Here is a 23,564-nt window from a genome sequence, read left to right as displayed (position 1 = left end):
TCGGTGTATCATCTAGTTTATACTCAGCTCGACTTAACGAATCTACATAGGGGAATTTCTATGCTACTATTTTTTTTTCATCCACTTGGGAGAAAACATGCAGGCCACATCCTACGATTAAATAAGTAATGTGAGCTGTAACCAACAAAGAATAGTACCCGTCGCTGCTGCTTTGACCAAATAATTGGTAGGGAGAAAACATAAGAAAGAATGAAATAAATACATTCAACAACACCATGGCAAAAATCCATAAGCGGTATTTTTTGTACTGCTTTGTTGGCCAAATAGCCTTAGCAATACCCTCTGTGGCATAGATCATGATCCATACTAGGACCAAACTCAACATCATGATTTTTACAAGTTTGTTATTCATGGGATCTAAAATTTGTATGTTTTTATTTTCGATACCCAAAATTCAATATACAAACCGCCAAAACTTGGCGACTTATAAATAATTTATTAGCTTGTCATATTAATCAATCCTACATTCTTCATTCTTATTTGCCTATGCTTTCCCCACAAGACCGACTCAGAGAAATCAATAATTTATTTTTAAGGAAGACTTTTCAAGTGAATTATCGGAGGGTAGAGCAATATTTATTCGAGCAATTTGATATTCTCAGTTATTCTGAACGAAGTTTTAGTCGGGATATCAATACCTTAAAAGAATTACTCCAAGAACGATACCCTAGTTTGGAGGAGGAACAGGGCGAATTAATTCGTTTTTCGAGGTCAACGTTTAGTTTTTACTACGTTCGACAAGACATTTCTGCTTTTCCCAGTTTTTCCGAAAAGGAATTAAATCAGATTGCTTCCATGATTGATTTGAATCAGCATTTATTTACGGATGGAATAGGGAAGGGAATTGTCAATAAGTTAAGGGCCATTATTTTAGAAAATAATTTATCGAATTACCATGAAATTCTTGCTTGGCCAAGTATTCAATTGATCAAGGATGGAGAAAGAGCAGGTTCAGATCTTATTAAACCTATCTTAGAAGCAATTGCAGCGAAAAATTGTTTACTTTTTTCATACCAAAGTTTATCCAAATCAGCTCGTCATAAAACCTATCAAGGTATACCATTGATGATCAAAGAATACAATAATGGCTGGTATACAGGATGGTATGTGCTGATTCAAGAAGTGAAAGAGCATGAACGATGGGTAAAAACGGACATCAATTCACTTCGCTTATTTGCCTTGGATCGAATGGAAAATCTACAGGTGGTAAATTCGAAATACCAACTCCGTTTTGCGCCTGATTTTTATCCTCCTAATTATTTTAAAAATATGTTGGGGATACTTCGAAATAATCTGACTAACCCAGAAATTAAGACAGAAAAAGTTAGCGTTTGCTTGAATACCGATAATTGGTTGTTGGAATATTTGACAAAATATCCCTTACATCCATCCCAGCAGATAGATGTAAGGGATGGATCAAATAGGATGATTCATATTACTTGGCATATTGAAATTAATGTGGAATTGGAGAGTTTTTTAATGAGGTATGCCAATGATTTGGAAGTCTTGAATCCTGAAAATTTAAGAAAGCAGATCAAGGAAAAATTAGAACAAGCTCTATCCATGTATCAATAGATGAGCCTCTTCGGGATCAACGGGGACGCCCAGTCGGGGAAAGCAATTCCAATGACCTACGAATTACAACAAAAAAGCCCAACATTTCTGCTTAGCTTTAATGAGCCTCCTATCGGGAGGACGCGGAATACAATTCCAATGACCTACGATTACAACAAAAAAGCCCAACATTTCTGTTGAGCTTTAATGAGCCTCCTATCGGGACGACGCGGACGGCTAGTCCAATGACCTACGATTACAACAAAAAAGCCCAACATTTCTGCTGAGCTTTGATGAGCCTCCTATCGGGACGACGCGGACGGCTAGTCCAATGACCTACGAATTACAACAAAAAAGCCCAACATTTCTGCTGAGCTTTGATGAGCCTCCTATCGGGATCGAACCAATGACCTACTGATTACAAGTCAGTTGCTCTACCAGCTGAGCTAAGGAGGCTTGAATTGGGTATGCAAAAGTAAGCATCTAGGCTTAAATTGACAAGTATTGCCCCAAAAAAAACGTATTATTTTTTAATCTTTTTTAAGTTTTTCCAATTCCTTTTGTGCCTGCTCAATCTTCTTTTCTACCTCAGCACGTAATTTATCCGCACCTTTCGATTTGGCAAAAAACTCTAAGTTATTGGTTAACACGGCTATATCATTTTCCAACGCTTGGATTTTCTTACGGTTGTCACCCGAGTGTCCCCGACGCTCCTCAGATCCTCCACCTGTCTCCGCAGGCAATGATTTTAACTCAAATCCCCAAGCCGCTAATTGCTCTTTCGGTTGAGTCCTAGCCAAATCTATGACCGCATTCCATGTATTGCGAAATTTCTCCTGAATCTCTTTGACATTTTTGCGCGGTACAAAACCAATGGAATCCCAAGCTTCTTTCTTCGCTTTTAAATTAGCTAATAAACTTGGATCCTTCAAAGTCGCTTCTAAATCAGCTAAGAGGGCTTGTTTTGCCAGTAAATTCGCATCAAATTCTTCATCCTGCGCTCCTTTACCTTTACTGCGTTTTAAATTGAAATAAGCATCACAGGCTGCTTTAAATTTGGCATAGATCTGATCCTTTTGTTTTTCAGGTACATGGCCTATTTCTTTCCACTTCTTCTGTAATTCAATCACTTGCTGCGTGATTTCTTGGGTTTCTGTACCTACCGCAACGATTCCTTCCACTTGTTCAATCAACAAAAGTTTAGCTGCTAAATTGGCCTTTCTTTCCGCATCTATTTTGGCAAAAAACTCACTTTTATGTTTGAAGAATAGTTTCAAATCGGACCAGAATTGATGACTCACTTCTTTGCCCCCTTCTCTAGGCAAACCACCTTTTAACTTACCCCATTGCTCTTGTAAAGCTAATACAGACTTGGATGCCTGATTCCATTCAGCAATACTGCCCGACTGGAAGGTGGCGTGGTGGTGCATTAAATCGGCTAATTCTTTCTTAATCTTTAAATTTTCTTCATAAACAACTTTTTGAGTTTCATTGACTTGTCTTTTTTGTTCAAACAACACATCCAATGATTTTTTAACTCGTTGCCACAATGCTTCATTCTCTTCACGATGAGCAGGTCCAATATGCTTGTATTCTTCAAACAATTCTTCTGCATCCTTCATTAATTTTTGCAAAGGAGCATTTTGTTTCACCATTTCGGCTAGACTTTCTAACTTCACCGCTATGGTTTCTTTGGCTTGTAAATTCTTTTTGCGATCTAGTTCCAGCAATTCAAAAAAGATACTGCGGTTACTATAAAAACGATCCACTAAGGCATGATAACTCTGCCAAAGTGTTTGATTCATAGGTCCTTGAACTGAACCTAAGGTCTTCCACTCGTCTTGGATTTTTTTGAATGCCTTAAAACTGGCATTGACATGAGCTGGATCAGAATTATCATCCGCATCGACTAAGGTGCGTAATTCATTGATCAAACGTGTTTTACCTTCCAAAGCTTTCTCCCTAACTTTTTCTAATTGTTGGAAAAAGTCTTGTTTGGTCTTTTTAATGGTATGAATTGCTGAATCAATCTCTTGCGCCAAACTATCTCCTTTATAAGTAAATCCTTCTTCAGATCCTTCATTAGCAGCTTTGAAACTATCCAATGCAGCTTGTCGCTCAACTTGCTTGATATGATCCCAAGATTCCTTGGCTTCTTTTAATAATTCATCTACTTTTTTATAAACCGCAGGACCTGCATGAAGCTGTACCAAATCTTTTAGTTTTCCAAAAAAGCGATGTAAATGCTCTTTTGAATGTCCGTCCTCCAAAAGTGGATATTCCAAGGTTTTGTCATCCGTACTCAACACGGCTTCAGCTGGACTACTTAATTCAATCTCTGCATTGCTTTCTATCACTTTTTCTGTTTCTTCCAAGGGAGAAACAGGTGTAGAGGAGATTGCTTCTACAGAAATAGCTTCAGCTTTTGGGGTCTCTTCGGTCATCATACTCATCGTTGTTTGCGTGTTTAAACAAGTAATTTTTCAAAAATACGCTCCATCGATACAGCATAACCTAATTTTTCTTTTAGGTCAGCTATAGAAATGCGCTCCTGACTCATTGTGTTACGATCACGTACGGTTACCGTATCGTCTTCCATCGTTTGATAATCAATCACCACACAATAAGGGGTTCCTATTAAATCCTGACGAGTATAACGCTTTCCAATGGCGCCACCCTCATCGTAGGTAGTATTAAAGGCAAATTTCAGTGAACGGTTGATTTCCTGAGCTTTTTCAGCGAGACCATCTTTTTTCACTAATGGCAATACCGCCACTTTGATGGGGGCTATTGCAGGATGTAAATTAAGGTAAATTCTTTGTTTTTGTTGGTCTCCTTCACCAACTATTTCTTCTGTATAGGCATTACATAAGATAGCTAAGAACAATCGATCTGCTCCAACGGAGGTTTCAATGACGTAAGGAATGTAGTTTTCATTGATTTCAGGATCAAAATATTGTTGTTTTTTCCTGGATAAATCTTGATGCGCTTTGAGATCAAAATCCGTTCTGGAGTGAATACCTTCCATTTCTTTGAATCCAAAAGGGAATTTATATTCAATATCCACGGCAGCATTGGCATAATGGGCCAACTTTTCATGATCGTGGTATTTCAACTTAGAAGCAGGCAAACCAATGGCCTGGTGGAATTTCATACGAACCTCTTTCCAAGCAGCATACCATTCCATTTCAGTACCAGGACGAACAAAGAATTGCATTTCCATTTGTTCAAATTCACGCATACGGAAAATGAAATTTCGAGCTACAATCTCGTTACGAAACGCTTTTCCTATCTGAGCGATACCAAATGGCACTTTCATTCGGCCTGTTTTTTGTACGTTCAAGAAATTAACAAAGATTCCTTGAGCTGTTTCAGGTCGTAAGTATATCAAGCTGGCATCTTCCGATACAGCTCCCACTTGGGTTGAAAACATCAAATTAAACTGGCGAACTTCTGTCCAATTGGCTGTATTAGATACAGGACAGGTGATATTTTCATCAATAATGATTTGTCGGACCGCCTCCAAATCCCCAGCATCCAAGGCCTTGGCCATCTTTTGCAACAAGGCTTTGCCTACTTCAGCTTGTCCTTCTGCTTCATATAGAGCAGCACGGTCTTCTAATAAAGTATCTGCCCGATAACGCTTCTTGGAGTCTTTATTGTCAATCATCGGGTCGTTGAATGAATCTACGTGACCAGAAGCTTTCCAAGTGAGGGGATGCATGAAAATAGAAGCATCTATTCCTACCACATTATCGTTTAACATGGTCATGGCTTTCCACCATACCATTTTTAAATTATTCTTTAGTTCAACACCATTTTGGCCGTAATCGTATACAGCCTGCAAACCATCATAAATTTCAGAAGAAGGAAATACGAAGCCGTATTCTTTAGCATGTGAAATAATGTCTTTTAAAGCTGAGGCGGTGTCTTGTTTTTTATTTTCCATTAAAGCAATCAAATTAGAGCGCAATTTACCGAAAAGAATGAAAGTATGAGGCTTGGCTATTGAATTTTCTTAATTTTACGGTGCTATTTGCGTACAATGAACAAAATTCTCTGCATTCGTTTTTCCTCATTAGGGGATATTATCTTGACAACTCCCATCATTCGGGCATTGAAAAGTCGATATCCTGAGGCTGAAATACATATTGCCACCAAGGAACAATACGCAAATTTGTGGGAAGGAAACCCTTATGTTCATCAGGTACATGCTTACCAAGGAAGCCTTTGGAATCTAGCCTCAGAGCTTAGAAAGGAGGGTTTTGATGCGGTGGTCGACTTACACAAAAATGTGCGTTCGCATTTATTATGTTTATTACTCGGTAAAATTCCTTACCAGATTGATAAGTTCACTAAGGAACGCAATCTATTGGTAAAAGAGAAAATTAACTTATTGCCTAAAAAACATTTGGTGGATCGATATTTTGATTCCTTACAAAAATTGGATATTCATTCGGATGGAAAAGGATTGGATTATTTCATAGCCTCTGGTCAGGCCATAAATCCAAAAGATGTTGGAATTCAAGGAAAGTACATCGTTTATGCGATTGGAGCTCAATACATCACCAAGGTGCTTTCTTACCCTAAAATGATTGAATTGTGTGAGCGAATTAATGGACAATTGGTACTGATCGGAGATAATTGGGATGAACATTATGGCTATCGTTTACAGACCTTATTTCCAGAAAAGGTCATCAATTTATGCAACCGTACTTCTGTAGCGGCATCGGCATCTTTGATACAGCAAGCCGAGTTTGTCATTGCACATGATTCCAGTATGATGCATATTGCTGCTGCTTTAAAAAAGAAATTATTTGTCTTATGGGGTGCTACGCATTCCGATTTTGGCTTCTATCCATATCAAACTGAGTATACTTCCATTGAAAATAAAGAAATTACTTGTCGGCCATGTTCAACTCAAGGAGGCAATTTTTGTCCTCTAGGTCATTTTGATTGTTTGAACAAGGTTTCTTTAGATCCCATTATTAGCGCCTCTCAAACATTATGAAAAACGTATCCTTTGCCTTGATTCAATTGTCAGTTTCAGAAAATCTGACGGAAAACTGGACTAAGACTATTCAATCCATCCGAGATGCAGCTGCTAAGGGTGCTCAAGTAATCTGTCTACAGGAATTATTCCAGTCTATTTATTTCTGCTATGAAGAAAATCCTCGTTTTTTTGAATTGGCTGAGGCAATTCCTGGGCCTAGCACCGATGAATTGGGAGAATTGGCGAAAGAGTTGAACGTAGTGATTATTGCTTCTTTGTTTGAGAAAAGAGCGGCAGGATTATACCATAATACTACCGCGGTGATTGATGCGGATGGTTCTTACCTCGGAAAATATCGTAAAATGCATATTCCAGATGATCCTGGCTATTATGAAAAGTATTATTTCACCCCAGGAGATTTAGGCTATCAAGTATATCAAACCAAATTTGCCAAAATTGGCGTTTTAATTTGTTGGGATCAATGGTACCCAGAAGCAGCACGTCTGACGGCCTTGAAAGGAGCAGAGGTTTTGGTGTATCCTACGGCTATAGGTTGGGATTTGGAAGAGAAAAATGGAGATATCAATCGGGAGCAATATCAAGCTTGGCAAACGATTCAACGGAGCCATGCCATAGCGAATGGTATTCCTGTGGTTTCAGTCAATCGAGTGGGTATTGAAAATGGCCAGCAATTTTGGGGTGGAAGTTTTGTGTCCAATGCATTTGGACGTGTCATGTACCAAGCCCCTCATGATCAAGAAGAAATAGCCGTTTTATCCGTTGATGTTGAGTCGAGTGAATACTACCGTAAAACCTGGCCTTTCTTCCGCGACAGGAGGATTGATTCTTATGGGAATGTGGTAAAGCGGTTTGTGGATTAATGAAGAATGTAGAATGTAGAATGGACCTACAATTTATAAGTAAATTGGCATCCAATATCAATTATTTAAATTCTACAATATTTTTTTTGTAAGATATTTGATGAAAAATAAAATGAAATCTGACAATATTATTCAAATAAAAAGTTTTCAATTTGCATTAGAAATCATTTAAATTGTTAATTACATTCAAGTTGAAAAACATGAATATGTGATTAGTAAACAAATTTTAAAGTCTGGAACCTCCATTGGAGCTAATGTTGAAGAAGCAATTGGAGGGTCTTCGAAAAGGGATTTTTATGCGAAAATGCATATTGCTTATAAAGAGGCAAGAGAAACAGGATATTGGATTAAGCTTTTAAAAGGGTCCAAAATCTATTGTAATGAAGATTTATAAAATAAATTAGATGAGCTACTTAGAATTTTAGGGAGTATATTAAAGTCAAGTCATTTATACCATTAATTCTACATTCTTCATTCTACATTCTTCATTCTACATTCTACATTTTTCATTCCAAAAGATCCCCCAAAAACATCAAATAGGGCGCTAGGGCTTCGGAATCCATGTCTTTGAATCGATGGTAATGACCACCTAGGAGGTTATGAAGAGTTGGTTTTAAGCGTTTCCAGCGAGTTTCAGGAAGATGAGCTCGTCTTTCTAAATACTCAATTTTGGTATCAAGAGCTTCCAAGGAGAGAGATGGGTTGCTGGCCAACATGGCTTCTCGAACTTGACAAAGAAATGATAAGTTTTTCAAATAAGGTGCTACTTTTTCTGCATGAGGGCGACTCATGCGGTCTACCATGGTGGGTGGTTTTCCTTCACTTCCTTTCACACCCACTTGTTGTTCTGAATGCAAACGGTAGTGTACATAGGTAGCAGGAATAAAGTCGATTTTATTTTCAGCAGCTGCCATAATGCCTAACCACGCATCATGCAAGAAAGAGGAGGGAAGTGAACTTGGAAAGGGACTGACACGTTCAAAATAAGATTTTCTAATGCCCATGGTACAACCTGTAACCCGGTTTCCATCCAACAAGATTTCTAAAGATTTACCATTTTTCCATTCCTGCTGCTGTTTTTGTCTAAAGCGGAAAGATTGCCAAAGTTGTTTGCCTGAAGTTTGTCCAAATTCATCTACTAATAGCGCATCTGTAAAGATGGCATCAATTTCTGGATGTAAATTAAAATAGGTGAAAACGCGTTCTAACTTTTGCGGAACCCAAAAATCATCTTGGTCTGCTGGGAAAATAATATCACCCTGGCAAAGCGATAAGGCCTTTTCAAAATTTCGATAGGTACCTAAACGTTCTGGGTTTTTATAAATTTTAAGGGGTAATCTGTCGGAAAATTGCTCAAGGATAGCTAACGTTTGATCCGTAGATCCTTCATCGCAAACAATGATTTCATCGGCTTGCAAGGTTTGATCAACAAAGCTGCTTAGTTGTGTTCTTAAAAATTTTTCCCCGTTACGGGTACATAATGCGATGGAAATATTCACAATTTAATCTTTAATGGGCCTCCAACCAATTTGCACCAACACCAATACCCGTTTCAATGACTACACCCAAATCAAGGGCAGAACACATGATTTCATTTATCCTTTCACGAAGGTAGCCAATTTCATCCATATGAGCATCAAATACAAGTTCGTCATGTACTGTTAGGATCATTTTCGATTTCAAATTTTCTTTCCATAAGAAATCTTGAATCTGAATCATGGCCACTTTAATCATGTCGGCAGCTGATCCCTGAATGGGGGCATTGATGGCGTTTCGTTCCGCAAAACCCCTTTCATTCATGTTAGGAGATAGGATGTCTTTCAAATACCTTCTTCTTCCTAAAACCGTTTCAACATAGCCAAAATCCCTTGCTTTGGCTATACTTTGATCCATGTAGGATTTCACCTTGGGGAATTCAAGGAAGTATTGGTCTATGATTTCTTTGGCTTCAGTTCTGGAAATTCCAATTTGAGCGGCTAAACCAAAGGCAGATACACCATAAATAATTCCAAAGTTGACCGTTTTGGCTTTTCTTCTCATATCGGAACTTACCTCTTCCAATGGAACTTGAAAAACTTTGGCAGCGGTGGCTTTGTGAACATCCAATCCTTTGTTAAAGGCTTCACACATGGAATCATCTTGTGAAAAAGCCGCCATGATTCGCAATTCTATTTGAGAATAATCCGCAGAAAGAATTTGGTATTCCTCATTTCTAGGTATAAAGGCTTTTCTGATTTCTCGACCTCGAACCGTTCGGATAGGTATATTTTGTAAGTTAGGATCTTTAGATGACAATCTTCCTGTAGCCGTAACCGCTTGCATGAAAGAAGTATGAATGCGACCCGTCTTCGGCGAGATCAATTGAGGAAGAGCATCCACATAAGTGGATTTCAATTTTTGTAATTCTCTGAAGTCCAGGATCAAGGAGGCGATTTTGTGTTCCCCTTCTAATTTGGAAAGGATTTCTTCCCCCGTCATATATTGACCGGTCTTAGTCTTTTTAGCTTTCGGATCTAAGCGTAGTTTTTCAAACAATACTTCACCTAATTGTTTGGGAGAAGCGATATTGAATGACTCGCCCGCTAATTCAAATATTTGCTTTTGAACTTCAATCGAATCTTTTTCAAGGGTATTTGACATGTCTTTTAAGAAAGGAATATCCAATAAAACACCCTCTCTTTCTACGGTAGATAAAACTCTAGCTAAAGGCATTTCAACCTCTTTGAACAGTTGAACCGTTTTATCATTGCTAGCCATTAACTGGTCTAAATATGGTTTTATTTGCCAGGTAATGTCGGCATCTTCTGCAGCATATTCTTTGACCAAATCCAAATCTACATCACGCATATTGCCTTGTTTGGCCCCTTTTTTGCCAATTAATTTTTCGATTGACATGGGTTCATAATGCAGGTAGCTCATGGACATCGCATCCATATTATGTCGCTTTTCTGGCTCGATCAAATAATGGGCTAACATGGTATCGTAGGTTTCTCCTTTGATTTCAATGCCATAGTTGGCCAATACACTCATATCATATTTGATATTTTGAGCAATCTTTTGAATCTGCTCATTCGCAAATAATTCCCTGAACCATGCTAATTGCTGTTGACATGCTTCTGTATCTTCAGGAAAAGGAATATAAAAAGCTTCCCCATTTCTGTAAGCGAAGGACATTCCCACTAATTCTGCATCAATGGCATTGATGTTCGTAGTTTCGGTATCAAAGCAAAAAGAGGATTGTCGAGCTAAATAGGTAATTAATCCTTTAATAGCACCTTCACCTTGGACTAAATGGTATTGGTGAGGCGTATTTTCTAGCGTATTGAAAGATTGATACGTAGATGCATCTTCCTCTTCAGCGTTTTCTTCTGTAGAAACAGAGGTAATGGCTACAGCCGGGGCTGGGCTACCAAACATGTCCATTTGATTGGCGGCTACTTTAGGACTAGCCTTGGCTTTAGGTGCAGCATTTTCGGCTGGGGCATCTTCACCTAAAATTCTCTTTCGTAGTGTTCGGAATTCCAACTCATCTAATAAGGGCTCTAATAAAGCTTTATTAGGTGGAGTGTAAAGCAGTCTTTCTTCTTCGTATTCTAAGGGAACTTCACAAAGTATTCTAGCCAAATGTTTGGATAATATGCCTTGTTCTTTAAAATTGACGAGGTTTTCTTGAAGTTTTCCTTTGAGTTGATCGGTATTCTCTAATAGATTTTCTAAAGAACCATATTGCTCAATCAGTTTCTGTGCAGTTTTTTCTCCTACACCTGGTATGCCTGGAATATTGTCCACAGCATCCCCCATTAATCCTAGCATATCAACCACTTGATCCACATGTTGGATATTCCAGCGTGCACAAACTTCTTCTGGTCCTAATATTTCTACGCCTTTACCCATGAAGGCAGGCTTATACATCTTAATTCTTTCCTCCACTAATTGCCCATAATCTTTATCAGGGGTCATCATGTAAACCACGATATCCGGATTGGCTTTTACGGCTTTTTTGGCAATGGTTCCAATGATGTCATCGGCTTCATATCCATCCAAGATAAGTAAGGGAATATCCATGGCTTCCACTAGACGTTTTACATAGGGAATGGCGATGGTGATGTCTTCTGGCTGGACTTGTCGCTGCGCCTTATAAGGCGTGTATTCGATGTGTCGAAAAGTAGGAGCCGAGGTGTCAAAGGCAACACCCAAATAGTCGGGTTTTTCCTTTTGAATAACTTCTAAAATGGTATTCGTAAAACCAAAGACGGCACTGGTATTTATTCCTTTTGATGAGATTCTGGGTGTTTTAGCAAATGCAAAATGGGCACGATAAATCAAGGCCATTGCATCAAAAAGGAATAATTTTTTCATATATTTAATCTTTATTTACGGGCTTTTGGAGCCTAAACAAAGATAAGGAATAAATACTCGAATTATGAATTTAGCGGCCCTAAGAGAAAATTATCAGAAAGGTGAATTATTGGAAAATAAGGTACATCCTGATCCATTGGAACAATTTAAAATTTGGTTTAAAGAAGCACAAAATGCGGAATTGCCGGAGCCTAATGCCATGTTTTTAAGTACTTTGGGGAAAGATATGCGTCCTTCAGGTCGAATTGTTTTGTTGAAATATGTGGATCGTGGATTTTCTTTTTTTACCAATTATTTTTCAAGAAAGGGGCATGATATCGAGCATCACGACAAAGCATCTATTACTTTTTTTTGGGGGGAATTAGAGCGACAAGTCCGTATTGAAGGGCATGTGGAGAAAGTAGATGAGAAATTATCAACGGAGTATTTTCAATCTCGTCCTAGAGCATCCCAAATTGGGGCTTGGGTTTCTGAACAAAGTGCTAAAATTCCTCATCGTGAATTTTTAGAAGAGCGATTCAATGCATTGGAGAAACAATACGAAGGACAAGAAATTCCTAAGCCAGCACATTGGGGTGGATATGAATTAATTCCTGATTATATCGAATTTTGGCAGGGAAGGCCATCTAGACTTCACGACCGCGTGGTGTATGAATTGGTCCATGGAAATTGGGAGAGGTATCGAATTGCGCCTTAAATAAATTATAAATGATGAATTATAATTTATAAATGAGTTTTAATTCAAATAAAATTCATATTTTAAAATTCCTTTTCAACCTTGGCTGAACGACATAAAAGAAGAAAGAAGGTAATCCTAAGACGAATTCTGCTATACGGAACCGATGTTCACTCCGCGGACTACTGTTAAAATGTACAATGTAGAATGAAAAATGTGGAATCCCAAAATCGATAAAACGGTCAACGTCATTCCGGCATTCATATTTTCAGACAAGACATTTATAAATTATAATTCATCATTTATAATTTACAAAATTGCCTCAAATCCATCTAAGCCCATCGTTCTCTGACTCTGATATCCTTCTCCATATTTAACGCCAATTTTATGGCCCATTTCCATAGAACGTGCACGAATGAATTCCAAGAAGTCAGGAGAGGAAATGTAAGAGTCAGGTTCAGTTGAGTTCGGATCAAAGAATTGACTTTTAAACGCACGGATGGATTGTTCTTTGATATCCCAATGAGCACTTATATCAATGACGAAATCTGGGTTTATATATCGGTCTTGAATGTAATGAAATACATGCTTAGGTCTCCAAGCAGACTGTGCATTACCTTGCTCGTCTCGCGTTTCTATTTTCCGTAATCCTGATAAAAAACAAGCATCAATGGCCAATTGAGCACCTTTACCATGGTCAGGATGTCGGTCCTCTAAAGCGTTGGCTAAAACAATATCGGGTTGGTATTTACGAATGACTTGTATCAATTTCAATTGACTTTCTTCGTCATTTCGAAAAAATCCATCTCTAATCCCTAGGTTTTCACGGGCATGGATTCCTAAAATGGCAGTAGAAGCGGCAGATTCAGCGATTCTAATTTCTGGGGTACCTCGTGTACCTAATTCACCTCGTGTGAAATCAACAATCCCAACTTTTTTTCCTTGTTGAATTTGAGATACAATAGTACCCGAACAAGCTAGCTCGGCATCATCTGGATGCGCGGCCATGACTAAAATATCAAGTTTCATCATTAGTGAATTCGTAAACGTCTACCTGCTCGAATGGTTGAGCTAAGTTTTAATCCATTTAATCTAGCCAATTTAGTCACCGAAATTCCTGCTCTTTGTGCAATGGAATACAAAGAATCCCCTGAACGAACGCGTGTCCAAGCCGTACGTCTAGAACGAATTTTTTCACCCGCACTTCCGTATTCATTTTTTAAAGAAAGTGAACGCCTGTCAAAAGTTCTAGCCGTTATTAACAAGTGATCGGAAAGTGGTTCTCCTGTACTTAAATTGTATACGTTGTTCGGGTTGAAAGGGTTTCCTTCATACCTCGTTTCAAAATGCAAGTGAGAGCCTGTACTTCTTCCAGTATTTCCACCTAAGCCAATTTCATCTCCAGCTTTAACAAAAGTTCCAGGTTCTAAATTTCTCTTGGAAAGGTGGCCGTAAAGTGTTTCTAGTCCATTATAATGTCTGACTACCACATAGTTACCATATCCAGAATAATCAAATCCCGATATTCGAACAATACCATCAAAGGCTGACATGACTGGGTAGCCTGTCTCTAAATCTAGGTCAACTCCAGCATGCAAGCGTCCCCAACGAGGTCCAAACGGACTAGTTTGTTTGACTACATTGAGAGGTGGTGACCAATTTCTACCACTGCCAACATTGTATAACTCAATGTCAACGGGTTCGTCAAAGTCTTTGATGTCGATGTCATAAGGGTCAATACTTTTGGTATCCCAAATGGCAAAATAAGAGGCAACCGTAACAAAATCTTCACTTCCTACGGGCGCATTTTCTTCTTCAATTTCTACCACTAAGGCTTCACCTTCATCAATGGAGGTGGTATCGAAATTACTGATGCTTGGATTTAAGATTTTGATAGGTTCGTATTTACGTTCCTGCATCTCAGAACCTGCCACCATGCCCGATGTTTCTGTTTCGTTTCTAAATTGTAAAGGTGGGAGATCATCGATTTCCTCTTTCTTATCTTTCGTATTGGGGCTTGATTTGGTCTCGATTTTCGTACTCTTTTTGAACAAATTACGTTCTTGCGCCTTTGCAGTAAAGGCAAAAAAAGTGACGGAAAGGAAGAAAATCAGGTTTTTTACTGACATAAATAATTGTTAATGTAAATGATTGGCAGCCAACCATCTTTCTGCGTCTAATGCAGCCATGCAACCGCTACCTGCTGCTGTTACTGCTTGACGATAAATGGAATCCTGTACATCACCACAAGCAAATACACCAGGGATATTGGTTCTAGAACTTCCTTTTTCTGTAATCAAATATTCTTGAGCATCCATATCCAATTGATCTTTGAAAATGGAAGTGTTCGGTTGGTGACCGATGGCTACAAAAAAGCCAGTTAAGGTAATTTCTTCCGTGGCTCCATTTTCTCGATTTTTGATGCGAATACCGGTAACTCCATTGGCATCTCCCAGAATTTCTTCTGTTTCTGAGTTCCAATGAATATGTATTTTAGGATTGTTTTTAACGCGCTCTTGCATAATTAATGAAGCACGCATTTCATTTCGACGAACAATCATGTGTACTTCTGTACATAAATTGGCTAAGTAACTTGCTTCCTCTGCAGCGGTATCACCAGCACCTACTACGGCTACTACTTGATTTCGGTAAAAGAATCCATCACAAACCGCACAGGCCGAAACACCTAAACCATTGAAAGTTGTTTCTCCTTCTAATCCTAACCATTTAGCAGAAGCTCCGGTAGCTATGATAACGGCATCTGCCTCTAATTCAATTTGATCATCGATCCAAACTTTTTTTGGTTGACTGCTAAAGTCCACTTTCGTAGCTAATCCAAAGCGCACATCAGTACCAAATCGCTTCGCTTGATTTTCTAAATCCTGCATCATGGTCGGCCCATCTACACCTTTTGGGTAGCCAGGAAAATTGTCAACCTCTGTGGTCGTTGTTAATTGACCACCTGGTTGTCCTCCTTGATACATGATTGGTTGTAAACCTGCTCTAGATGCATAAATAGCTGCGGTATAACCTGCCGGCCCTGAGCCGATAATCAAACATTTTATTTTTTCTGCCATAACATTGATAACACCTTGAAGACCTCAAAAGGTTCATGAAGGTGCAAAATTCGGTAAATAAGCGCAGAATCCCAAACGAGGATATTTTACTATTAATCCTTACATTTGTTTATCTTCTGCTATCAAACGAATGAGTAAAAAGAAAATTACACAGAACCTTACTTTTTGGGTATTGCTCTCCATTTTTCTGGGTGTTTTAGTGGGACATTTTGCTCCAGAATGGGCTTTGTATTCCCTGATGGAAAAGAAATTCACTTATTCATTTTTAGGGGCAGATATCAGCATGGGGCCCAGTGTCAGTGAATTGCTGAGTGGCTTTTTTATCAGTTTAGTGAAATTATTTATTCACCCCATTATTTTCTTAACCATCAGTTTGGGAATCGTTAATATGGGTAATTTGAAAAAGGTAGGGCGAGTAGGAGGGAAAGCCTTGTTATATTTTGAGGTCATTACTACGGTGGCATTGGTCATAGGACTTTTAGTATCCACTATATTAGTACCTGGTGAAGGCGTTATTCGCTCTGATGTGGCCGGAGGAGATATTAGTAAATATACTTCCAAAGCGGCCTCATTCTCATGGTTATTGTTTTTGAAAGAGAACTTTACTGTTCAAGTATTGTTTTTCTCCATCTTTTTTGGGGTATTTTTAAATTCGGTACGTGGAAAAGCACGTATGATTTCTGGAATGGAACAAGCCTCCCATTGGGTATTTAAAGCCTTGCATTGGGTGATGTATTTGGCACCTTTAGGCGCTATGGGTGGCATGGCTTATACCATTGGAAAATTTGGCATACATTCACTACTTCCATTAGCTAAATTAATGGCCTCTGTATACATTACTATGGGGCTTTTTATCTTCATTATTTTAGCTCTTGTAATGCGATCATGTGGGGAAAGAATCACCTCCTTTTTGAGTTATATCAAAGCCGAACTTTTGATTGTTTTAGGTACATCTTCTTCGGAGGCTGCCTTACCATCTTTGATGCAAAAATTGGAAAAAATGGGATGTTCTAAGTCTGTCGTAGGTTTAGTCGTTCCTGCAGGATATTCCTTTAACTTAGATGGTACTAGTATTTACCTATCCATGGCTACTTTGTTTCTAGCTCAAGTGTATGGTATTCAACTCAATTGGGAACAATTACTGACTATCATTGGCGTTTTGATGGTGACCTCCAAAGGTGCTGCAGGTGTAACAGGAAGTGGATTTGTGGTATTAGCGTCTACCTTAACTGCTTTACAAGTGATTCCACTAGAGGGATTAGCCCTGCTTTTAGGGGTTGATCGTTTCATGTCAGAAGCCAGAGCAATTACGAATTTCATTGGAAATGGGGTTGCCACCATTTGGTTGGCCAAGCATGAAGGTGAATTTCATGCTCCTGAACCCGAATAAATTTCATCAACATATCAAATTATGTCCATTTCATCTATTTTAAAACAAGATGCCTTAGCTTACCATTCAGAAGGTAAACCTGGGAAAATTGAAGTAAAACCTACCAAATCAACTGCCACGCAGCGGGATTTATCGCTGGCCTATTCCCCTGGTGTGGCTGAGCCATGCTTAGAGATTGCTGCCTTTCCCGAAAAAGTGTACCAATATACTGCCAAGGGCAATTTGGTAGGCGTGATTTCGAACGGTACAGCTGTTTTAGGATTAGGAAATATTGGTCCTGAAGCCAGTAAGCCTGTGATGGAAGGGAAAGGGGTATTATTTAAGATTTTTGCTGATATCGATGTATTTGACCTCGAGTTGAACTGCATGGAGCCTAACGATTTCGTAGAGACTGTCGTACGTTTAGAACCGACTTTTGGAGGTATCAATTTGGAAGATATCAAGTCGCCCGAATGCTTTGAAATAGAAGAAAAACTAAAGAAACGCTTGAAGATTCCCATCATGCACGATGACCAGCATGGAACAGCAATTATTTCTTCAGCTGCTTTAATTAATGCCTTAGAAATTGTAGGTAAAAAAATAGATAAAGCTCGTTTTGTCGTATCTGGAGCTGGTGCTGCTGCTATTTCTTGCATTAAATTATACTTGCAATTAGGCGCTAAGATTGAAAACTTTCTGATTTTTGATAAAGATGGTTTAGTTTCAAAAGCTAGAACGGATTTGAATCCATACTTGAGCCCTTTAGCTTGTAATGCCCAAGAAAAAAAGACTTTGGCTGAGGCTATGAAAGGAGCCGATGTATTCTTAGGATTATCAGTTGGAAATATTCTTAGTCCTGATATGATCGCGACCATGGCAAAAGACCCCATTGTTTTTGCTATGGCCAATCCAACTCCAGAAATTGGTTATTTAGAAGCAAAGGCTGTTCGTGAGGATTTAATCATGGCCACAGGTCGTTCCGATTATCCCAACCAAGTCAATAATGTGCTGGGATTTCCTTTTATTTTTCGAGGGGCTTTGGACGTTAGAGCCTCTGAGATCAACGATGAAATGAAACTGGCAGCAGCAAAGGCCTTGGCTTGTTTAGCCAAAAAACCAGTACCTGATATTGTGAATTTGGCCTACAATGAAAAAAGTATCAGTTTTGGACCAGATTATATCATTCCTAAACCTGTAGACCCTCGATTGATTACAACGGTGTCGATGGCAGTGGCCAAGGCAGCCATGGAATCAGGTGTGGCTACTGTTCATATTAAAAATTGGGATGAATACGAAAATCAATTAGCTAAACGCTTAGGTTTAGATAATCAAGTGATGAAATTCATTTTGAAGCGTGCCAAAAGTAACCCTAAGCGCATTGTATTCGCTGATGCACAAAATCTAAAAGTGTTAAAAGCCGTTAGGGAGGTATTGGATGAAGGAATAGCGAAGCCCATTTTATTAGGTAATCAAGCCACGATACAGGCCATTTGCGAAGAGCACCACATTGATTTACAAGGCACTGAAATTTTGGATTTTAAACATCCCGATAGTGAGCCTTTATTAAAAGAATTTGCCGATTTGTTTTATGAAAAGCGTAAAAGGAGAGGTTATACGCGTTGGGAGGCAGAAAAGCAGGTTAGAAAGAGTAATTATTTTGCTGCCATGATGTTGGAAACACAACGTGCAGATGGTGTTATTTCTGGTTTGACGAAGAATTATCCAGAAGCCATTCGTCCTGCTTTGCAGATTATTGGTAAAAAACCAGGGGTAAAGAAAGTGGCGGGTATGTATTTACTTTTGAGTAAGAAGGGCCCATTATTTTTCTCAGACACCACCATTAATTTTCAACCTAATGTGGAAGATATCGTGGAAATCACCCGTTTAACGGGAGAGGCTGTTGAACGATTTAATTTACAGCCAAGAATTGCCTTATTGAGTTATTCCAATTTTGGTTCAGCCGATGGAGATGATGCTATCAAAATGCGAGAGGCGACGCATATTTTGCAAGAAAAATATCCTCAATGGTTGATTGAAGGTGAAATGCAAGCTCACTTGGCTTTTGATAAGGAGCTACGTCAACAAAATTATCCCTTTGCTTCTTTAGGAAACGAAACAGCGAACACGCTCATTTTTCCAAATTTGTCAGCGGCTAATATTGCTTATAATCTGTTAAAAGAAGCGGCTGAAATTGAATACATTGGGCCGATACTTCTAGGATTAAGAAAACCTGTTCACGTATTACAATTGGGCGCAAGTGTTCGTGAAATCGTTAATATGGTCGCTATTGCGGTAGTAGAAGCGCAAACTACGGAATAGAATTCATCCATTGTTGACGTAATTCCAATTGGGCATCGCTCGGATTCTTTTGTGGAACAAAGGAAGTAGGAGCGCTGCCCATGGTGGTTTGAAATGGGGCTTTCATACGAACGGTTTCATAGATTCCATTGCCTTTAGGTCTGGCAACTTCAACTTCTAGAATTTCACCCAATTGTATGTCTTTCAGTACTTTAGCAGCGTTCATGCTAAAGTTTTCTAAGCTAAATGATAGTTGATTGATATAGACTAGTTCATCTTTGGCTTGAAGGCCAAGTATACGTCCAAATTCATTGATTCCATCATCTGAATTAATTACGGCTCTATGTGTCTCTGAATTGACATTTAATGACTGGAAATCAAAGCCTAAGGTCTTGATTGGACTGGCGTTAAATTCTTGTATTTCATAACCAATACGATGAAGCCAATCGGCCACAGGAATTTCTTCTTTTCCTGCTACATATTTCTCAAAGAAGCTTTTTAATTCGGGCTTTTGAGTGATTTGTACTAATTGGTCAAATAATTCATCATCTTTAAACGATTGATTTGGGCCATAAAATTTGGCCAAATCACGCATCATTTCCTGCGTGCCGTATTTTCCTTGGCTGAGCTTTCTCAGGGTTAAATCTAAACCAAAACCTAACCAAGCACCCTTTTGGTAGACATTTCCATATTCATCTTTATACTTATCCAATACTTTTTCACTCATCACCGTAAATGGTAATTTTCTGTCGAATTGTACATTCATTACTTCCCACTTGTTTTCAAAGGTAGACATGAATTTTTTCAGGTCAGTAATTTGGTATTTTAACTGAACATGATGTGCCGCATATTCGGTTAATCCCTCATACAACCATAGATGTTTGGACATTTTCGGTTCTAGAAAATTGAAGTTGCCTATTTCCTCAGAATGGATGTTCAAAGGGGTTACAATATGAAAAAATTCATGGGCGCAGACCTCACGGATGGTTTCCGCTAAAGTCTGAATATTTCCCTCTGGCAAATAATAAAAAGAAGACTGGGCATGTTCTAAGGCACCGTAACTCCCGTTTTTGATATTGTCCGATAAGACAATGATGAAGGCATAATTGTATACAGGTAATAGACCACCTAAATATTTTTTTTGAGCCTCTAAAAGTGGCTTTATTTGTTCAGCCACTTGGGCTGATGTACACATTTTATTGGGAGAATAGACTGAAATTAAAATATGGGCATTGGCCAAGGGGAAGCTAATGGTATCGGGTGAAGCGTACATCAGCGGGGCATCTATCAATTCTTGATAGTGAGCAGCTTCAAAAAGATCAACTTTTGATTTGCTTCTATTTTGAAGAGAACTAGCACCATAAATATGGGTAGGCTTATCAATGGATAATTGGACTTGTGCTTTTTCATGTCCAATAAAATAACCTAACATCGCATGTGTATTCAAGGCAAATAAACTATCCTTTTGGAAGGAGGTACCTGCCGGCTCAAAAACATAATCACCCGCTATTTCTGGACTATCCCAGGTATCATCCACGAAATAGCGAATCTCGGATAATTGAGAAGCATTGGATATTTGGTAGGTATTGGGACTTGTTTTCTTGATGCGTAAATTTTTTCCCTGAGCGTCTAATGCTCTAAAATCCTGAACAAATCGGCCAAAATCATAATTAGCATAAGTTCCTGGTACTATTTTGGGAAGTGCATAAATTACTTCCTTTTGTTTGAATTTGGGTGTTTTAACAATGACCTCCAAACGGTCGTTGTTCAGTTTATTCAAGTCAAGTTTATACTGTATCTTATCTTGCCCAAAGGCAAAAGTCGATATGAAAAGCAGCAAGTAAATAGGTATTCTTTTCATAATTAATGCTTGTATTGTAGAGCTTCTTGTGCCTGAATTTTTTTGATAAAAATGGTGGGTAAGGTGATGATGAGCGCCACCAAAAGACTCGTTCCGATATTGACCCAAACCCAGGTAGACATGGACCAAACAATGGGTACCGAACTCATATAATAGCTTTCTTGATCTAAAGGGATAAGGTGATAAGTGGATTGAAGATAACAAAATACCACCGCTACTACATTGCCCAAAGCTAAACCACGAAGTAAAATGAAGAATCCATTCCACCAAAATATGGTCCTAATTTGGCGATGACTAGCCCCCAAAGCTTTTAATAAGCCCACCATGGGGATGCGTTCCATGATTAAAACCCAAAGAGTAGCAATGAGATTGAAACTGGCAACAACCAATAACAAGGTAATAAAAATGACAATGTTTCTATCGAGCATCATCATCCAGTCGAACAGCGCAGGGTACAGCTCGGTGATTGTTTCTAATCTCCATTCGGTAGGCATACTCGATTCTATTTCATCTGCACTTTGATATAAATCAGCCGATTTTTTTAGAAATATTTCATAAGTACCAATAGAATCGGCCGACCACCCATTCATTTTTTGTACCCAACTACGGTCAGCCAAAATGGACATTTTATCCAATTCTTCTAAGCCCGTTTCATAAATTCCCGTAATTTTTACTTTTCTTGGGCGTTCTGGATTGCTTAAAAAATAGAGGATTAAACTGCTATGTAGCTTGACTTTCAGTTGTTTAGCTAATGTATTGCTTAGAATAATATCTTGAGGATGGTGAATTTGAGCTTGTCCAGATAGCATATTTTTGGACAATTGATCTTTGGGTACATCATTTCCAATTCCTTTAATGATAATGCCTGCTAAGCCTGCGTCTCCTACTAAAATTCCTGGTTTTTGTAAATGAGCCTGTATATGGTCAATGGCTGTATTTTGTAAAACGGCTTTTTCCCAAGCCAAATTTCTACGCATGGGACTGTCGGAAAGTGAATGATTTCCTGTGATTTGGCTCACCTGAATATCTCCCGCAAAACTGGTTAATTTGTCTTGAATTGCCTCTTTAAAACCAAATAATATGGAAAAAGCAATGAGGATGATGCTAACTCCCATAGCCACAGTTCCAATACCAACGTAGGTAACTGTTTTAGAAAAGGAGGTTTCATGGGTATTACGAATCCGACGTGCAACAAAAAGAGGAAAATTCATTCAGTCGATTTACGTTAATATTCTTAAAATTTATCTGATATTTGAAATATATAATCATGTTAAACCGCAAAGAAAATAGGAATGCATCGAATCTACAAGCTAATGATTTTATTGTTGTTCTTTTCCAATGGGCTAATGGCTCCCATTTGTCTTGCTCAATCATCCAAAGCTATTCCTGGAGATCAACAAATTGCTGAGTATTTGCCCATGATTTTTGACAAGCGCATTGGCTTGGTCGTTAATCATACTTCGGTTTTGGGTAAAACTCATTTGGCAGATACCTTATTGACTTTGAAAGTTCCCATCAAAAAAATCTTTGCTCCAGAGCATGGTTTTAGGGGTACAGCTGATGCGGGTGCCCATATTGATAATGGCAAAGATGAGAAGACTGGATTGCCGATCATTTCCTTGTATGGTTCGCATAAAAAACCAACTAAGGCTGATTTAGATGGCATAGATGTGTTGATTTTTGATATCCAAGATGTGGGGACACGTTTTTACACCTATAGTTCTACTTTGCATTATGTCATGGAAGCTTGTGCAGAAAATAGTATTAAGTTAATCATTTTAGATCGTCCTAATCCGAATGGTCATTATGTAGATGGACCGGTTTTGGAAAAGGAGTTTGCTTCATTTGTGGGCTTAAATCCCATTCCTGTGGTGCACGGATGTAGCTTAGGGGAGTTGGCTAAAATGATGAATGGAGAAGCTTGGTTAGACCGAGGAATTCAATGTGATTTGACCGTAATTCCTGTCAAAAAATATAAACATTCAGATAAAGTGCACATCAGTGTAGCTCCTTCGCCCAATTTGCCGAATGATCAAGCTATTGGTTTGTATCCTTCTTTGTGTTTGTTTGAAGGAACGAATGTTAGCATAGGAAGAGGTACACATACCCAATTTCAAGTAGTAGGAACCAATGTAGAAGGTTTAGGAGATTATACATTTACTCCAATGCCTTTGCCAGGTGCTATGGATCCACCCTTGAAAGGAAAGTTGTGTTTTGGTTTTGATTTGACGAAAGTTGATACGCGTGATTTAAGTTTTAGTTTGAAATACTTATTTTATTTCTTTGAAAAAACGGGCAAGAAAGAATCCTTTTTTACCAGTCCTGCTTTCTTTGATAAATTGGCAGGAACCAATGAATTGAGAAAAATGATGCTGGAAGGGAAATCAGAAAAAGAGATCAGAGCTAGTTGGCAGGAGGGTTTGAAAGAGTATAAAAAGATTCGGGAGAAGTACCTGATTTATCGATAGAATTACC

Annotated in this window: 18 protein-coding genes and 1 tRNA gene; 8 read left to right on the top strand and 11 right to left on the bottom strand. The window is 38.6% G+C overall.

The genetic code is table 11. The features are described 5' to 3' along the window. Positions 1 to 58: 58 nt before the first annotated feature. Positions 59 to 373, bottom strand: coding sequence for a hypothetical protein (locus tag G9H65_RS12325; RefSeq protein WP_166375640.1), 315 nt, complete (start codon positions 371 to 373; stop codon positions 59 to 61). Positions 374 to 507: 134 nt separating this feature from the next. Here G9H65_RS12325 and G9H65_RS12320 point away from each other — a divergent pair, with 134 nt between their 5' ends. Then, a complete protein-coding gene (locus G9H65_RS12320; protein ID WP_166375639.1) occupies positions 508 to 1,596 on the top strand; it encodes a helix-turn-helix transcriptional regulator in 1,089 nt (362 codons plus the stop codon). A gap of 362 nt (positions 1,597 to 1,958) precedes the next feature. Here G9H65_RS12320 and G9H65_RS12315 read toward each other — a convergent pair. The 3 genes from G9H65_RS12315 to G9H65_RS12305 all read right to left on the bottom strand — a co-directional run bounded on the left by G9H65_RS12315 (position 1,959) and on the right by G9H65_RS12305 (position 5,524). Further along, positions 1,959 to 2,031, bottom strand: a tRNA-Thr gene (locus G9H65_RS12315). A gap of 74 nt (positions 2,032 to 2,105) precedes the next feature. After that, positions 2,106 to 4,022: a DUF349 domain-containing protein gene (locus G9H65_RS12310; protein ID WP_166375638.1), complete on the bottom strand. Its 1,917-nt coding sequence runs from the start codon at positions 4,020 to 4,022 to the stop codon at positions 2,106 to 2,108. 20 nt (positions 4,023 to 4,042) lie between these two features. Next, a complete protein-coding gene (locus G9H65_RS12305; RefSeq protein ID WP_166375637.1) occupies positions 4,043 to 5,524 on the bottom strand; it encodes a glycine--tRNA ligase in 1,482 nt (493 codons plus the stop codon). Between the two features lie 96 nt (positions 5,525 to 5,620). Here G9H65_RS12305 and G9H65_RS12300 point away from each other — a divergent pair, with 96 nt between their 5' ends. From G9H65_RS12300 to G9H65_RS13440, 3 genes are all read left to right on the top strand, one after another. Next, positions 5,621 to 6,586 carry a glycosyltransferase family 9 protein gene (locus G9H65_RS12300; protein WP_166375636.1) on the top strand — a complete coding sequence of 322 codons (966 nt, stop codon included), beginning with the start codon at positions 5,621 to 5,623 and terminating at the stop codon, positions 6,584 to 6,586. Next, complete coding sequence (locus tag G9H65_RS12295) at positions 6,580 to 7,449, top strand: carbon-nitrogen hydrolase (protein ID WP_166375690.1); 870 nt, start codon at positions 6,580 to 6,582, stop codon at positions 7,447 to 7,449. Before G9H65_RS12300 ends, G9H65_RS12295 begins: the two co-directional genes overlap by 7 nt. Before the next feature lie 172 nt (positions 7,450 to 7,621). Beyond that, on the top strand, positions 7,622 to 7,843 hold the full coding sequence (locus G9H65_RS13440; protein WP_317164426.1) for a four helix bundle protein: 222 nt from the start codon (positions 7,622 to 7,624) through the stop codon (positions 7,841 to 7,843). 112 nt (positions 7,844 to 7,955) lie between these two features. On the opposite strand, the gene G9H65_RS12285 is transcribed toward G9H65_RS13440, so the two are convergent. Continuing rightward, complete coding sequence (locus tag G9H65_RS12285; RefSeq protein WP_166375635.1) at positions 7,956 to 8,948, bottom strand: glycosyltransferase; 993 nt, start codon at positions 8,946 to 8,948, stop codon at positions 7,956 to 7,958. 10 nt (positions 8,949 to 8,958) lie between these two features. Beyond that, a complete protein-coding gene (gene polA, locus G9H65_RS12280) occupies positions 8,959 to 11,808 on the bottom strand; it encodes a DNA polymerase I (protein ID WP_166375634.1) in 2,850 nt (949 codons plus the stop codon). Positions 11,809 to 11,872: 64 nt separating this feature from the next. Here polA and pdxH point away from each other — a divergent pair, with 64 nt between their 5' ends. Then, a complete protein-coding gene (gene pdxH / locus G9H65_RS12275; RefSeq protein WP_166375633.1) occupies positions 11,873 to 12,505 on the top strand; it encodes a pyridoxamine 5'-phosphate oxidase in 633 nt (210 codons plus the stop codon). 288 nt (positions 12,506 to 12,793) lie between these two features. Here the strand turns inward: pdxH and bshB1 are convergent, their stop codons facing one another. Genes bshB1 through trxB form a run of 3 tightly spaced genes read right to left on the bottom strand, consistent with a single transcriptional unit; the run spans position 12,794 to position 15,561 of the window. Continuing rightward, positions 12,794 to 13,513, bottom strand: a complete 720-nt coding sequence (gene bshB1, locus G9H65_RS12270; RefSeq protein WP_166375689.1) for a bacillithiol biosynthesis deacetylase BshB1 — start codon at positions 13,511 to 13,513, stop codon at positions 12,794 to 12,796. A gap of 2 nt (positions 13,514 to 13,515) precedes the next feature. Next, positions 13,516 to 14,613: a peptidoglycan DD-metalloendopeptidase family protein gene (locus G9H65_RS12265; RefSeq protein WP_166375632.1), complete on the bottom strand. Its 1,098-nt coding sequence runs from the start codon at positions 14,611 to 14,613 to the stop codon at positions 13,516 to 13,518. 9 nt (positions 14,614 to 14,622) lie between these two features. Continuing rightward, complete coding sequence (gene trxB, locus G9H65_RS12260) at positions 14,623 to 15,561, bottom strand: thioredoxin-disulfide reductase (RefSeq protein ID WP_166375631.1); 939 nt, start codon at positions 15,559 to 15,561, stop codon at positions 14,623 to 14,625. A gap of 130 nt (positions 15,562 to 15,691) precedes the next feature. Here trxB and G9H65_RS12255 point away from each other — a divergent pair, with 130 nt between their 5' ends. Then, complete coding sequence (locus tag G9H65_RS12255) at positions 15,692 to 16,951, top strand: cation:dicarboxylate symporter family transporter (protein ID WP_166375630.1); 1,260 nt, start codon at positions 15,692 to 15,694, stop codon at positions 16,949 to 16,951. Between the two features lie 21 nt (positions 16,952 to 16,972). Further along, a complete protein-coding gene (locus tag G9H65_RS12250; RefSeq protein WP_166375629.1) occupies positions 16,973 to 19,249 on the top strand; it encodes an NADP-dependent malic enzyme in 2,277 nt (758 codons plus the stop codon). On the opposite strand, the gene G9H65_RS12245 is transcribed toward G9H65_RS12250, so the two are convergent. Further along, positions 19,239 to 21,089 carry a M61 family metallopeptidase gene (locus G9H65_RS12245; protein WP_166375628.1) on the bottom strand — a complete coding sequence of 617 codons (1,851 nt, stop codon included), beginning with the start codon at positions 21,087 to 21,089 and terminating at the stop codon, positions 19,239 to 19,241. The genes G9H65_RS12250 and G9H65_RS12245 overlap by 11 nt on opposite strands. Positions 21,090 to 21,091: 2 nt before the next feature. Next, positions 21,092 to 22,300: an ABC transporter permease gene (locus tag G9H65_RS12240; protein WP_166375627.1), complete on the bottom strand. Its 1,209-nt coding sequence runs from the start codon at positions 22,298 to 22,300 to the stop codon at positions 21,092 to 21,094. Positions 22,301 to 22,402: 102 nt separating this feature from the next. Between G9H65_RS12240 and G9H65_RS12235 the strand changes: the two genes are divergently transcribed. Beyond that, a complete protein-coding gene (locus G9H65_RS12235) occupies positions 22,403 to 23,557 on the top strand; it encodes an exo-beta-N-acetylmuramidase NamZ family protein (RefSeq protein WP_235927511.1) in 1,155 nt (384 codons plus the stop codon). The last annotated feature ends 7 nt before the right edge of the window (positions 23,558 to 23,564 follow it).

Source organism: Aquirufa ecclesiirivi, from assembly GCF_011250515.1.
In the GTDB taxonomy this organism is placed as follows: Bacteria; Bacteroidota; Bacteroidia; order Cytophagales; family Spirosomataceae; genus Aquirufa; species Aquirufa ecclesiirivi.
Note: the sequence above shows the minus strand (reverse complement) of the source record. Positions and strands in the feature narration are given on the sequence as shown.